Source organism: Rhizobium sp. BT03, from assembly GCF_030053155.1.
GTDB lineage: Bacteria > Pseudomonadota > Alphaproteobacteria > Rhizobiales > Rhizobiaceae > Rhizobium.
This window is the reverse complement of record NZ_CP125643.1, coordinates 26,828-40,825: the sequence shown is the minus strand read 5'-3', so window position 1 is coordinate 40,825 and position 13,998 is coordinate 26,828. Positions and strand designations below refer to the sequence as shown.

At 61.4% G+C, this 13,998-nt stretch carries 5 protein-coding genes and 2 pseudogenes; 2 read left to right on the top strand and 5 right to left on the bottom strand.

Translation table 11 applies throughout. The features are described 5' to 3' along the window. Positions 1-266 precede the first annotated feature (266 nt). Genes tssM through tssK form a run of 4 tightly spaced genes read right to left on the bottom strand, consistent with a single transcriptional unit; the run spans position 267 to position 7,754 of the window. Entirely contained in the window at positions 267-3,872 is a 3,606-nt protein-coding gene (gene tssM / locus QMO80_RS27550) for a type VI secretion system membrane subunit TssM (protein ID WP_012489525.1), read from the bottom strand. A gap of 9 nt (positions 3,873-3,881) precedes the next feature. Beyond that, a complete protein-coding gene (icmH, locus tag QMO80_RS27545) occupies positions 3,882-5,171 on the bottom strand; it encodes a type IVB secretion system protein IcmH/DotU (protein WP_008536065.1) in 1,290 nt (429 codons plus the stop codon). Then, a complete protein-coding gene (locus QMO80_RS27540) occupies positions 5,171-6,391 on the bottom strand; it encodes a type VI secretion system-associated FHA domain protein (RefSeq protein ID WP_185171510.1) in 1,221 nt (406 codons plus the stop codon). The genes icmH and QMO80_RS27540 overlap by 1 nt, the downstream gene beginning before the upstream one ends. Before the next feature lie 7 nt (positions 6,392-6,398). Then, the gene (gene tssK / locus QMO80_RS27535) at positions 6,399-7,754 is read right to left on the bottom strand and encodes a type VI secretion system baseplate subunit TssK (protein ID WP_016737477.1); all 1,356 of its coding nucleotides are present in this window, start codon (positions 7,752-7,754) and stop codon (positions 6,399-6,401) included. A gap of 641 nt (positions 7,755-8,395) precedes the next feature. On the opposite strand from tssK, the pseudogene QMO80_RS27530 reads away from it, so the two are divergent. Then, positions 8,396-8,955: pseudogene (locus QMO80_RS27530) on the top strand (transposase); the annotation flags it as partial. 965 nt (positions 8,956-9,920) lie between these two features. Next, positions 9,921-12,404, top strand: a complete 2,484-nt coding sequence (locus tag QMO80_RS27525; protein ID WP_283201249.1) for a hypothetical protein — start codon at positions 9,921-9,923, stop codon at positions 12,402-12,404. Positions 12,405-13,585: 1,181 nt separating this feature from the next. Here QMO80_RS27525 and QMO80_RS27520 read toward each other — a convergent pair. After that, positions 13,586-13,976 (bottom strand): annotated as a pseudogene (locus QMO80_RS27520) (IS3 family transposase); the annotation flags it as partial. Positions 13,977-13,998 lie beyond the last annotated feature (22 nt).

The following is a 13,998-nucleotide window of genomic DNA, read 5'->3' as shown; positions in this document are numbered from 1 at the left end:
GTGTACGTCGGTTGATAGGGTGGGACAGGATCTGATCACCCAACTTCCCGAAGATCTGCCTGATGGAGGTGACCGCGCTCTCCAGCGGTCTAGTCGAGCGGGAAAGCGGCGCGCCGAGATCAAGCGACGATCGCCGCCAGTCGCAGCCGTGACCGCCTCCGATCCGGCCGGCAACCGACATGCCGACCTCTCCCGCCGCAGACCTGCGTGGGCGTCTCGTGACCCCATAGGGCTTTCCCAGCGCCAGTCGGATGCTATCCCGGCGTTCATAAGAAATCTGGACATCGGAATTCTGACAGCAGATTGCGGGACAACGGGCTCATCACGCTGTCAGGCTGGAGGTTAAAAACCGCCCAATGGCGACCGGACACCAGTCGTACCTGAATAAGGTCCCCTCCTCCCAATGGCTGCTTATCCGCCTCATTTAAGAGGCGAAACAGCGCCCAATGGCCGCTCTTGGAGAGGGTGGCGCCTTGAAAACCGATGAAAGCGACGGAAGCGCCGCCGACGCCGCCGGCCGTAGGCCAATGGAAATGCATGGCCGCGGCGGCCGTTCCTCGTCGATGTTCGAGGCGCTGGCCGTCGATGTCTACCACCACCTGGTCTGTCAACGGATCGGTCTCGGCGACGGTGAGCAGGAATCCAACTGACACCTGGCCGGCATCATCGAACATGGTGTCGCGGATCGTGGCTGCCCGTTGGAACTGGGCCAAGGTATTGCGGCCGATAGGGAAATCGACACCGCTCGTTGGCCGAAACTGCCACGAACCTTTGGATTTGTCGACGAATGGGGAAAGGTTCTCGGCGAAGAAAGTGTCGATCTCCGCCTTGCGGCCGAACAGCCGGGCGAAATCGCTCAAAGGGATATCCCGGCGGGATCCGCTCGCGAAGGGATACCGTCCTTCGGTAGCCCGTCGGCACAAATCGCCGGGGCCGCCCGCCCAACCGCTCGCCAACCCGCGCCTCATACCGCTGACGGTTAGGTCCGAGCTGTGGCGGCTGAGGCCGAGGATCCATTGCCGGATGGGTTCGGGCAGATCGGCCGCCCCCGCCTCGATCTGTTGGATGGCGACGCCCGCCTGCCCGTTGTGTTCCAAGATGTTCGAACCCGCCAGCCCCTGCGCCTGGCTGAGGGAGCGATACAGTTCGCCGAGATCCCGGAGAGCACTGTCGATCGGCGCCTGCGCGCCCGCTTGGCTGTTCGACGGCACTTCGACCAGCTGGTGCAGCCACCGGAAATGATCGCCCATATAGAGCTGGACGTGAGCTTCAGGCGTGTCCGCGGCCGGTTGAGACCGGAACAGTGCCTCGAGCTCGCTTGGCAACACCTCGCCCTGGGGGACACTGTCACCTTTCGTCAAGCCGTCCTCGGGAGCCGGTGGTTGCTTGAGCTTTAGCTCCTGCGCCGCCGCGAAAAGGAACAGGCGCATTGGTGACGTCGGCGCGGACAGCGTGTTCAAGGTGCGCAGCGCGTCATCGATACCCCCAGACGGGCGGATGGACATATCGCCAATGAGCTGGTCCCAGCGCAACGCGAACTCCTGAGCGTAGAGATCCGCCGCCGAACGCCGCAGCTTCTGGCTCACATCACCGGCTGCAATCGGCGCGACTACCTGTGAGTCGAGAACCCAGCCTTCTGCAGCGACAGCGTCAGCCACTTGCGGCAGCAATCGCAGGAAGGTTCCGTAAAACCCCGCCCTCGTGTAGATGCCAGGAACCCCCTCGCTGAGCGGCTGTCCCGATTTGCGAGCCAGGACGCCCTGCGCCAGCGGCCCGGCATGGTCGGCCAGACGCCAGGTTGGCGCCCGCGAGGCTTCGGGACTGGTCGCGATGATGTCGAGGACGCGGCGCGCCATCGAGACGGTCTGGAGCTTCGCGCGGCTCCTCTCGATCAGTTCGCCATTAAGCTCACTATGGGGCAGCGGCCCTTCCATGAGTGCATCCAGGTGATCAGCGAGCGCGCTGCGCAGGCCGGCATCGGCTTCGGCCGGAAACATCACTCGCCAGTCGGCAGCCATCCAGTTTTTGACGACCGCGCGCTGGAGCGGACCCTGCTGACCCAGCATCAGGTAAACCTTTAACGCCTGGTAGACGAACTGATCATCGTCGTGCCGCTCGACCAATAAGGTTTCCAACCGGAACATCAGCCGCGGCAGCAGGATGGTGTTCACGGCGCGGCGGTACGCCGCGAGCGTCTGAACCTTGATTTTCTTACTCTGGTCGAGACCCGAACTTGATAGGCGGCCGCCCGCGCTGTCGCCGTTGGCATCACGCAGCCGCTGAAGCAGTGGCAGGATGGGTCGAAGATCGCCACTCTCAACCCGGTCGAGCTTCAGCTTTTCAGCCCCTCTGGCATAGCTGCCAGCCATTAGGCGAACGCTCTCGATCAGCTGAACATTCCGAATATAGCTGAACGTCCATAAGACGCTGGCGGTAACAATGACCGCCGCTATCATCGTGTAGGCGCCATACCGGATCCGCCGCTGGCGCCGATCGAAGCGGTGATTGGCATCGACGAGCCCAGCTTCGGCGAAAACGACTTCGCGCAGCAGCCGGCTGATGAAATAATTACGGCCCGGGCCACGAAGCGCTGTACAGGGCGGCTGAGCGATCTCGAAGGTCTGAGATCTGGCGTTCGCAACTCGATCGAAGGGCATGCCAATTTGCGTGCCGCTTAAGAAGTAGACGCCGCGGAGCATAAGCGGTTCCTGGAACGAATTCCCGCCAAAGGCTTCCTTCAAGAACTGTTGCGTCAGGTGCTTGAGGCTAGCGACCTGCTGTGGGAAGCCGAACATGAGCGCACGACGCTGGAGGTTGCTTTCGTGCTGCATTCGTTCAAGCAGCCTTTCGTTTAGGCGGCCAACAAGCGCATCGTATGCTGCGGCAAACGCCATCGGATCGCCTTCGTCCTCCGACGCCTCTTGCGCAAAGGTGAACCCCCACACCGCCTCCCGCCCCTCGCGACCCAGATCGTCGAAGAATTCAACAAATCCCGCCAGCAGATCGCTCTTAGTGAAAAGCACATAAATCGGCAGTTGCAGGCGAAGCTCCCTGTACACTTCGAGGAGCCGCTCACGGATACAGCGCGCGCGATCGGCGAGCACTTCCTCGGATGTAGAATTCAGCTCGCTGATTGCGATCGTGACTAAGACACCGTTCAGCGGCTGCCGTGGCCGGGAGCGTCTGAGCATACGAAGCAAGCCACGCCAAACCGCTTTGTCCCGGTCTGCATCACCCTCCTGTACCGTGTAGCGCCCAGCAGTGTCGACGAACACCGCGTCATCGGTGATCCACCAGTCGCAGTTTTCCGTACCCGCTAACCCACCGGCGGCTCTCAGACCGGACCTCGCCGCCATCGGAAAGCTGAGCCCGGAATTGACTATTGCTGTGGTCTTCCCCGAGTTGGGCGGACCGATCATCACATACCAGGGCCGCTGATAGAGCCACCGCCTGCTGATACCTCCTGCGTAGCGGCGCCCCTTGAGTGTGGTAAGGGTCTCGCGGAAACGATGACGAATCGCCTCCAGCTCTCTTTCAGCAAGCGTGCTGGCTTGCCCCACACTTCGGTCGGAAGGCCTTGGGTCTCCCTTCTTCTGCTCGGCCCCACCCGCGTCCAGCGCTCCCGACACTCGTGATTGGACGAGGTCTTCAAAATAGGCCTGAACCTTGTAAAGCTGGGACTGGATCAAGTAGATCACGGTGTATCCGACCGGAATCAGCATCGATGCCGCGATCTGGCTGCGAAGGCTGTCAAGCGGCGCAAATCCTCCGACCGAGATATGCGGTCCGAGCGTGAAGATTAAGGCACATACGATCGCCGCCCCGCCGACACGGAGCCATTGCCACCTAAGCGCTTTCTTGATTGACTGCATGGCTTGTCTTCATTGTGTCTTTGTGATGATGATTTGAATCCGACGGTTCCGCGCGCGGCCCTCGGGCGTGTGGTTCGAAGCGACCGGTTCTCCGCTCCCTCTGCCCTCTTCTCGCACGCGGCCTGGGTCATCCATCATGGATTTGATAATCTCGGCAGCTGCGCTCGCACGCGCGAGCGAAAGGGAATCGTTTGAAGGGAAGGCGAGTGATTGCACCGGAATGGCGTCGGTGTGCCCGGTCAGGAGGACCGATCCCGACTCACCGTTCAGAGAACGACCAATTCGTAAAAGAAGCGGCAGGAACATTTTCTTCACTTCCGGACTAGCAGAATCGAACATCCCGGAGGCGCGAATGATAACGACGATCTGCTGTGGGTCCTCGGACACAGTGACAAGCCCTTCGCGGATTTCGGGCTCGAGGAAGTTACGCAGTCGGTCGCTGCTCATAACAACCTTTGGTGGCAATGCGATTCTCGCCGATCTGACAACGCCGTTCGGCGGCAATGTCGCGATATCGTTGAAGACAGCGTCGGCGCGGGCATTTAATGCATGCAGGAGTCCGGTATAGATCGAGAGGAGTAATCCTGCCCCAAACGCTACGACGGCCCAGATTGGAACGATTGTGCGGCGTGGCTTCGGATTATTTGAGTTCCTCCGCCAGTGCGGGGATAGTTCGCGCTCGAAGTCACCACGGGCTGCTCGGATCAGGCGGTAGACGTCTTCGCACAGCACACTGAGCTCTGCGGCTCCTCCCGCAGTGACGCGGTAGCGGCCTTCGAAGCCCAACCTCATGCAGTAGTAGAGCAGCTCCAGCAGTTCTATATTGATGGCCGGTTCATTTTTCAATTGCGTCAGCAGATCGAAGAAGCGCTCGCCGCCCCAGGTATCGCTGAACAGCGATCCCACCAAGCTGCGCGTCGTCCAGACGCTGTTGCTGCCCCAGGCTGTGTTCAGAACGATGTCATCGATGGTCGCGCAGAGGGCGTATTTGCAGACCTTGATCGCTCGCGAGGGCAATCCGAGCGGCGTGATCCGACGCTCAAAAGCATCGATCTCCCGCAGCACCCTAAGGCGCAGTGCTTCAACGTCGATATGGCTAGCACTGCTCTTGAGCTGAGCGCTGAGACCCAGCAGCGCCGCCGCGGCCGCGACCAGTGGATTAAGTCGGTCGAGCGCAAGCATCTCCCAGGTAAGTTCGTCCGCCACTGGCGATGACGGCGAAGGGACAGCCAACTGCTCCTCGGCGTGAAGGAGGACGAGTGGCTGGGATTTTGGCATCGTTTCCTCAATCACCACCATCAACCCGCCCACTTCCCTTCGGAGCGGACGCTCTCATCGTGGGATCGGCGGGCGGGTCGACTACGCTCTCGCACTGGGCGCGCGAAGTCGGCGCCGAAGCTCCGGAGCAAATCGGTTTCGATGCTCGATACGACGTCATTGAAGACGCGCACGTACGCACTCCGGTTTCGCGCCTTATGGTTGCGGTGCAAAAGGGAACGGGGCCGCCCCATCGCCTTCTCGATCCCTGCTAGGGACAAGCGTGCACGGACGCTGGACAGAGCCTTCTGCACAACCGCGAATGACACGTCATGCGTCCCACGGTCGGTGAAGGCTTGCTCAACGGCCAGGTCTCCGCGGAGGGACCCGCTGGAGTCATTGCACAGAACTGCGCGCAACGCCTCGCCGACATCGGGAACGAGACTCAGGGTTTTTTCGTCGGAACTCTTATTTCTGAATAATTGTTCGCCAGCTCTCGCTCGGAGAGTATGCTGTGCAGCGCGGCGGAATACAGAAGCATTTTCCCTGCACGATCCAGCACGCTTACGATGCCGGCATTCCGGACATCTGCCAATGATAAGCCGCAGGCGGCAAGGAAAGCCGTGACCGCCGCTCGATGATTCTTGGCGAGATGATTGCTCCACCTTGGGTTGCGTCAAGATGGGGGCCCGATCTGGCACACTGTCTGCGTAGATATCCCACGGACTTCTCATCATGCCCGCCAGCGCGTCTAAACGAGTGCCTAAGAACGGCAATGGTAGGAACTCGCCGTCCCTCAGGTCCAGCAGCGCTTCTTCACCCCGGGTGCAATTGCCCGCCAGGAGCGACGAGGCCGTTTCGAGGGGGCCAAGAAGACTCAACTCCTCACTTGTCGCTGCAAGTTGTCCCTCCGGTTCGGCGGCACTCTCCGCAATGGATATCGAAGGCGACACCGCGACGACATCGGTCATATAGGCGCCGATCTGAATAACATCGCTGGTTTTCCGGGCGACCGGCGCCTCTGACGGAAGCGGCACCGCCTCGTCATTTTGACATGTGTCGTCGCGGCCTCGGTCGATCAGTACGTATCGCCGTGCCATGCACTCGATTGAGCAGTGGGATTTCGAGACCATCTGCTGATCATCCGGCAGAACCAGGCTGTTGCCTGCTCGGCTGGTAGTCAGTCCACCAGCCGCGTCGCCCGGCACGAGATATTCCGGAAAACTACATCTATTGCTGTGTACACGTAGCGTGAGGGGCATTGGTGGGCTAACTCAAATGTGGGTTCTGTCCGGCTCGGATGGCCCAGAGAGCCATTTCGAGATTTGGGAAGTCGCCAGCAACGTGCAGCGCCAAGCCGGCGGATTGGGGCATATCCTTCCAGAAGCGGCTATTTTGATCGATCTCGAAATAGCTGAATCCAACATGGAAGGGGATCTGACGCGGCGCGACCGGTAGGGGATTGATGATAATGCCGGGCAGTGCGACATTGACGAGTTCCGTGATTTTCTCCGCCGGGCCGATCTTAATCTGAGACGGGAACTCGCGCCGGAGGCGCTCGACCTCAATATCAGCCCGAGCAGCCAGCACGAAGCTCGAGGTCGTAAAGAGAGAGCGGTCGGCCACCTCAGCCACATGGACACCGTATTTTTGCCGCTGCAGCGGTACGGGGACCGCAGTCTGCTCAATCACTGCACCCAGCGAAGCCCGGATCGACTGTATCACTGGCAAAAACGCCTCCGCGAGAGAGTCGTGCTTGTAAACACCAAGGGTCGGGGCACGTTTATCGACGCGGGCGAACGTGGCTAGTTCACCCGCCAACTGGAGCATGAGAACATACAGCGATTCCGGATTTACAACGGCGGCCTTGGACAGGTGGCAGAAGTACGGCTCGTACCGATTGATCGCCTGCAGCAGAAGGAAGTCCGCGAGCTCTGCAACCCGGTTCGTTCCCGACTGGGAGACCCGAGTGGCCAGAGCTTCACCACGATGGTGAAGCAGGCCGGTGATCTCAGTGATGTAGTTCGAGAGGACCCGGGAGCTGGCGCAGTCGGGGGTTGGCGGCACGTGCGTTTCGTCCAGAATGATCTGTCGGTCGGCCCGGACCTCTATGATACGGGCGATTGGGATGCAAGTGTAGCCAGACCGGTCTGCCGCGTCCGGCAGCAGTCGAAAATCCAGCCTCGCTACGTCGATGGAGGCGCTGCCTCGCTCGCCAGCGTTGGTGTCGACAACATCCTCAGTGGAGACTGCGAAGCGGATAGGTACGTCAATTCCCGCTTGCGCGTCGGTTTCAAGAGCGCCGGGTTGATAAAACGGTACCGCCAAGTGAATAAGCGAATCTCGAAAATCCGGCGGAACGTCGTAGGGAGTTGGCTGGTTGGCTTCGTCAGGAATACTGAAGGGCATCCCGTCCTCCAAGACGCCGCGAGCCGCTTCGATGGCGATCTTACCGAGACCAAGCAGCTCTCGATTGAGCCGCAGCTCGCTGATACCCCACCCGTACCCATGCAAAACCGCCGTCCTGCTGCGCACCAGCTGTTCGACGTGACGATCGGCCTGCTGAAAATGCTGCGGGCGGAGGAACAAGCCCTCCGACCAGACGACCCTATTATTCCACGACATTCAAGACTCGCCTCGCGTCCACCTGACAGAACGGCTTTCTCCGTAAAAGTAGCAGAGCTTCACTGCCCCCTTGCATGCACATCTGATATCCAACAATGCGCTGGTAGAAGGGCATCGCGTGTCGGGACAGCTCAGATATGCAAGCGCCGAAGCTCATCAGGATTGGTCATGAGCCCCCTTGCAGCGCGACAAGCAAGGGGTCTCATCTAGACTGTCGCTCAGTAGCCCGTTGCCCTCAGAGCCTTATTGGTCGTTCATGTTCACACTGACCTACAACGCGCCAATTCGCCTGTCCTGTCACTCGTACGGGATGAATCTCGCAAATGACCGCCCGGAAGCCTTGAGACCCGGCGCCGCAAGTACGGGGCCAAAAGAGCAGCGCAACAGGCAAGGTGACACGTGATGCGCATTGCCTCGTCGAAAATGTTCCTGAATACGCTGAGGCAGTGCCGCCGCCAACATCGTCTTCACGCGCCGCCGCCCCTAAAGCACCTTGACGACCAGTTTAGCGATTAGACAACCACCTCCTGGACACGATCCACGAACCGGTTGCAGTCCCGGTTCGCGCCAGGTGCGGGATAGCAGCCTGGCGGCATGGATCATTCATGCGGCGAAGATAGGCATTTCCACATTTGGTGATGCCCAATAGCTAGCGAATGGGATATGCGCTGCGCCTCATGTTGGCGCGCGAGCACATGCAAGATGGCACGGTGGAGATCGACCGTTTTCATCTCGGTGAGCGACCGAGAATGGATCCGGACGGTCTACCGCCTGGACGGGGCCGAAAAGGCCTTTCGATACATGCAGGGCGCGCGACGGCGAAAGGGATCGAACCGCAACCTGCCTGATGGGCGGTGAGGCGTTCATGGCGATTGGCAAGAGCTTTGCTACGCATGAGAACGTAAAGCATTCGAGCCGCGAATTCGTCCAAGTCGCCGTCCACTCGGTGGGAGGTTTCAGGTCCCGGGTCCGCCGCACCATTGCCGGCGTCTTTCATCATATCAGCCCGCAGCATGCCTTGTCTTTCCACGAGATCGGCTTCCGCTGGTCACAGCGCATTGTTACGGGCCAGGCAGTGCGGATACTAGTCACGGGTGCCGCCGGCGCTGCGATTGCTGCAAGTCTTTCGCGCTATTACCGGCCGGCAATGCGCAGAAGTCCGGATGCCGGGATCATCGTTAGATCTCCCAGCCTTTTGTGATAAGGCCGCGTTGTTTAGCGGAAGCCAGCAAGGAGTTCGAAGACGAAGGCCGACCTCACTGGCGCCGCAATTGGCGACAGTTGCCACTACCCTGGTATCGTTGGGCCAATCCCACCATAGAAGAGATCATGTCGATGTTTCGTCGTAACCGGCTTGCGCGGCACCGGCGGCCGTCAGCGTTGATAGCAATCCGAGCCGATCGCCACATCAAGCACGGACCTCCGGTCTGGAGAACGGGTCGTCGCTGCATCTCTCGAAGGATCGCCGCTGTCGTTATGGGTTCACGCAGGAGCTGCGCCATAGCCGCTCACTAACCGGATGCGAGCATATCACCTGTGCATGCAATCCAATACCGGGACTGCGCTAGTTTGAATCGCGGGCTCTTCTCCGTGGTTTTTGAGGTTCTGCTGCAATGATGCGTTTACGCTACCAGTTATCAACGGCCTGGCCATGTCTTCGGGATCTGCCGGCCTCCCGTCACCTGAGCTCGATTCCGCAGAGCCGCCCCATGCCACAACAGCAAAAAACGGGACCCACGGTGATTGAGCGGCGTCCGAACGAGGCTCGGCAAGCTGGAGCGGTCGATGGTCGCAGTCGCGCCCCTTGCACTCTGGTTAAGTCGCTTGAGCCCCTGATAAATTCTGACCTTCCGTCAGCAGTCGGTGCCCGACAGCTGACCCCTTGTTTCCTGAAGGCCATATCCCAGGGGGGTGAGCATGGTTGACAGGGACCCTCGGACTAAGGGGCAGGGCTCTTCGCGGCCGGATGAGGGCCGGCACCCAGCGGATCAAAGAGCGCAGTCTTCAGTGGCGCGTGTCGATCAAGTGGCCGACAACTTCAATTCGGACGACATCTGGCAAGAGAATTCGGTATTGCGTTACGTGGAAAGGCTAAGCGTCGACCAGCCAAGCCCGCCGACCGAGCTTCAAAGCCCTGAAGAACAAACCCCGCAAATGATGGCTGACATGACGGAACTGACGAGAGTTCCGGTCGTCCCGGCAGAGACCGCGTTCAACCTCACGAGGACAACAGATGAATACAATAATGCCGATCGCACTATTCACCTCGTCGAGGGCCAGCCGCTGGAGACTGGCCCTCAGCGCGGGGGGCTGCATGGCCTTGGGAATTTAGAAGCCTCAGCGGTTGCCGGGCCCACCGAGGTGCCGGGTGGAAGAGAGGAGCATTCGGCCATGTCCGAGGTGCCCGCGGAGCCCAGCGATCCGACCGGTGGCGGGCGCAAGAGGCGGACTACTGAGAAGGACGCAGATCCCAGGCCCAGCCGCAGGCAGACGTTATATGCTCAAAGGCCGCTGGCGTTGGCGCCTGATCTCAGCGCCGCGAATGCCGGCATAATCGTGGGGGCCTCAACGGGCGATCTCGTCAATCGAGCGGCGTTCCGGACGGTGTCGGCCCAGGACCAGGCGAGGCTGGACGAAATCGCCAGGCAGACACCGCGGCAGTCGAGGCAGAGCAAGGGGGCGTGGGCGGACGCGCTGAAGGCGGCCCATCCCAATCTCAGCGCCGCCGATGCCGCCGTAATCGTGGGCGTCGTAAAGCGGGTTATCGCCAGGAGGGCGGCGTATCGAACGGTGTCGGCCCAGGACCGGGCGAGGCTTGACGAGATCAAGGCGGCGACACCGCAGCTGCCGGGGCAGAGCAAGGGGGCGTGGGCGGACGCGCTGAAGGCGGCCCATCCCGATCTCAGCGCCGCCGATGCCGCCATAACCGTGGGCTCTTTTAAGGACGATATTGCAAGGAGGACGGCGTTCCGGACGGTGTCGGCCCAGGACCAGGCGAGGCTGGACGAAATCGCCAGGCAGACACCGCAGCTACCGGGGCAGAGCAAGGGGGCGTGGGCGGACGCGCTGAAGGCGGCCCATCCCGATCTCAGCGCCGCCGATGCCGCCATAATCGTGGGTGCCGTAAAGCAGGATATTGCTAAAAGGGCCGCGTTCCAGACGGTGTCGGCCCAGGACCAGGCGAGACTGGACGAAATCGCGGCGGTGACACCGCGGCTGCCGGGGCAGAGCAAGGGGGCGTGGGCGGACGCGCTGAAGGCGGCCCATCCCGATCTCAGCGCCGCCGATGCCGCCATAATCGTGAATGCCGTAAAGCAGGATATTGCTAAAAGGACAGCGTTCCAGACGGTGTCGGCCCAGGACCACGCGAGGCTGGACGAAATCGCCAGGCAGACACCGCAGCTACAGGGGCAGAGCAAGGGGGCGTGGGCGGACGCACTGAAGGCGGCCCATCCCGATCTCAGCGCCGCCGATGCCGCCGCCATCGTGGGCGCCGTAAAGCGGGTTATCGCCAGGAGGGCGGCTTTTCAGACGGTGTCGGCCCAGGATCAGGCGAGGCTGGACGAAATCGCCAGGCAAACACCGCGACAGTCGAGGCAGAGCAAGGGGGCGTGGGCGGACGCGCTGAAGGCGGCCCATCCCGATCTCAGCGCCGCCGATGCCGCCACAATCGTGGGCGCCTTAAAGGACGATATCGCCGTGAGGGCAGCGTTCCGGACGGTGTCGGCCCAGGACCAGGCGAGGCTGGACGAAATCGCGGCGGTGACACCGCGGCAGGGGCGGAGCAATGCGGCCTGGGCGGACGCGCTGAAGGCGGCCCATCCCGATCTCAGCGCCGCCGATGCCGCCACCATCGTGGGCGCCGCAAAGGACGAAATCGCCAGGAGGGCGGCGTTCCGGACGGTGTCGGCCCAGGACCAGGCGAGGCTGGACGAACTCGCTAGGCAGACACCGCAGCTGCCGGGGCAGAGCAATGCGGCCTGGGCGGACGCGCTGAAGGCGGCCCATCCCGATCTCAGCGCCGCCGATGCCGCCGTAATCGTGGGTGCCATAAAGCAGGATATTGCTAAAAGGGCGGCGTTCCGGACGGTGTCGGCCCAGGACCAGGCGAGGCTGGACGAAATCGCGGCGGCAACACCGCGGCAGGGGGGGAGCAATGCGGCCTGGGCCGATGCGCTGAAGGCGGCCCATCCCGATCTCAGCGCCGCCGATGCCGCCACCATCCTGGGCACCTTTAGGGACGATATCGCCAGGAGGGCGGCGTTCCGGACGGTGTCGGCCCAGGATCAGGCGAGGCTGGACGAGATCAAGGCGGCGACACCGCAGCTGCCGGGGCAGAGCAAGGGGGCGTGGGCGGACGCGCTGAAGGCGGCCCATCCCGATCTCAGCGCCGCCGATGCCGCCATAGTCGTGGGTGCCGTAAGGCGCGATATCGCCGTGAGGACGGCGTTCCAGACGGTGTCGGCCCAGGACCAGGCGAGGCTGGACGAAATCGCTAGGCAGACACCGCAGCTGCCGGGGCAGAGCAAGGGGGCGTGGGCAGACGCACTGAAGGCGGCCCATCCCGATCTCAGCGCCGCCGATGCCGCCATAATCGTGGGTGCCTCGAAGAAACGGATAGCCAGGAGGGCAGCGTTCAAGGTGATATAGGACGGCTCATGACTCATCACCACATTCCCTAGGAACTGCACCATCATGTGCGTTGGTTGTCCACCACGGGATTGCATGAGCATGTGAGAGCGCCGAATTTTTCTTCAGTCTGGAGGCCAATACCTGGCTCGAGATCGATATTTAGGGGCACGACGGCCGGCGCATTCCGGCTGACTAACACGCCGAGAGCGACCTCGTCTTCGACGGTCGGGAGCGCAGAATGTCGGCTCGCATGCCGCTGCGACCATCAGCCCGCTCCTCGCAAGATTGGCGCCAAGGCCGCCGTCGAACGATGGCGACGAGGCAAGTTTTTCCAAAACTTTCTTTAGCATAGAGGTAGAAGGATCGCTACAGCGGGGTTGCAGTGCGCGGGCGGCTAGGGTGACTAAGTGCGTGCACTCCACGACCGTCAAACGGGGTCGGTGTCCGTCAATTCGAAATCGCAGGGATCTGCACGAGAGACCGCGTGGTTGCCCTGCACGACTAATGGAAGCAGGGTCGACAGTCACGTTGGGATGCGGTAGGTGCGCGATAGAACGGGGGATTGGCGGCGGGACTCGATTCTTTTTAGAAGATCACGCAAAGCCGCATCACACCCATTGTCAAAAGTAAATACCGCGACGATGGTTATTAACCTTCGACTTCCGTCGAAAACGGCAATGGCGCTCACGAAGGAGGCCGGCCGCTGCGAAACCCCGCCATCTCCGCACCCCACTCCTTCGCTCCAACTGGGAGCAAAATGAATGAGGCAACGTGCGAATCTCGGGGAGCATCGTTACATGCGGTCAATACGGATCTCATCCAGATTGTCGCCCTATATGCCTCGTGCGGCGGTCCGGCGGAGCGCAGGAGATATAATGCCGTTGAAGTGCTCGAGCCGTTCTACCACTGACGCCGGGTCGCTGCACGCGCGATGGCGCCGACACCCCCAAGAGCGATCGCCGAGGACGCCATCCACCTTATGCAGCAACTGGCGCGGAGGCGGCCGCGCGAAGACTTCGTAGTTGGAGGCCTTCAGGCTCACGTTTGCAACGGTACTCCGCAGGTTGCCCTTTGCAACGACTGCCCGACGATGTCAATTCAATCTGGCTGAGCTTGTACCGTCAAGTTTATCCAGTTTGGGGTTCGCTCCAGCGGTGGGTTGCGCATCTGCGGCGGCATCGGCGGGTTTAGGTGCGGAGACCATTCCGGCTGCGCAGCACTGCATCACGTCGCGGGTTGCCGATCTGGGCGAACTCTGCAGGGTTAGTTAGCCGAGGCCAGAGTGCTTGGCTTGCCACGCTCCTCGATAACCCGATCCAGTCCACAGGCGACCGCAGGCCGGAGAGCGAAGTATCGGCGACGAGAGTCCGGCTTTCCTCACGACCATCAGAAGCCTGAACCCGCGCCAACGATCATTGGCAGCCAGCGGGATCAACACCAACGCTTGCCTTTCGCTCGTTTCCGGCCACGGCGCTTGCGCATCGTGAGCTTCTCCTCCCGATGGACCCGGAAGAGCTTCTTGTTGTTCACAAGGTGTCCCTCGCGCCTGAGCAGCACATAGCTGCGTCAAGATCCGAAGCGGCGGCATTCACGCCCCAAGCATTCACGACAT

Excerpts from the sequence above, each read along its gene's own strand:
- tssM (WP_012489525.1), bottom strand. The coding sequence starts at position 3,872 with ATGCAGTCAATCAAGAAAGCGCTTAGGTGGCAATGGCTCCGTGTCGGC.
- icmH (WP_008536065.1), bottom strand. The coding sequence starts at position 5,171 with ATGGTGGTGATTGAGGAAACGATGCCAAAATCCCAGCCACTCGTCCTC.
- QMO80_RS27540 (WP_185171510.1), bottom strand. The coding sequence starts at position 6,391 with ATGCCCCTCACGCTACGTGTACACAGCAATAGATGTAGTTTTCCGGAA.
- tssK (WP_016737477.1), bottom strand. The coding sequence starts at position 7,754 with ATGTCGTGGAATAATAGGGTCGTCTGGTCGGAGGGCTTGTTCCTCCGC.
- QMO80_RS27525 (WP_283201249.1), top strand. The coding sequence starts at position 9,921 with ATGACGGAACTGACGAGAGTTCCGGTCGTCCCGGCAGAGACCGCGTTC.